Below are 561 nucleotides of genomic sequence, written 5' to 3' on the forward strand. Positions count from 1 at the left end.
CATCATGGCTGAGCTGTAGATAGCGGCCGGTCCCGACAAAATACTGGCCTTCGCCAATCTTGCGCTGCGTCCAGTCCAACACGCTTGCGGCGATGGCGCGCACTTCGCTGTCAGTGAAGGGGTGCCCCCCGGTCCGGTCGAAGGTTTCGTTGGCATAGGTGAACCCCACGTCCACCAGGGCCTCGAGGTCGTCAACATAGCGGGCCTGTCCGCGCAGGTATTCCATCAGGGCCTTGTTGCGACCCCCGGCCTTTACCAGCTCGCGCCGCACCGCGTCTTGCACGGCGCCGTCGATGTTGTCGGCGCGTGCGAAGGGTAGGCGCTCGAGGTCGGCCAGCGTGCCCCGAATAAAGCGATAGGCGCCCTTGCTGCCCATTGACGGCGGGGCTGCCACCACGCCGCCCCCGAGGCGGTCAACCGGCATGTTCGGGTCGATGCGGATTTTCCGGTCTTCGCCGCCGTGCCGATAGTAGAGGTGAAACCCGCCTGAACCCGTGCGGCTGATTAGCGGGGTGTCACCGTATCGGCGCAGCACATCGCGCAGCATGTCCTCGTCGTCGG

1 protein-coding gene is annotated in these 561 nt (G+C 65.4%); it reads right to left on the bottom strand.

All coding sequences use genetic code 11. The features are described from left to right. A partial coding sequence (locus tag CK240_RS17865) for a bifunctional DNA primase/polymerase (protein WP_240517582.1) occupies nt 1–547 on the bottom strand: 547 nt, incomplete at its 3' end. Nucleotides 548–561: the final 14 nt, after the last annotated feature.

Source organism: Paracoccus salipaludis (genome assembly GCF_002287065.1).
GTDB classification, from domain to species: domain Bacteria; phylum Pseudomonadota; class Alphaproteobacteria; order Rhodobacterales; family Rhodobacteraceae; genus Paracoccus; species Paracoccus salipaludis.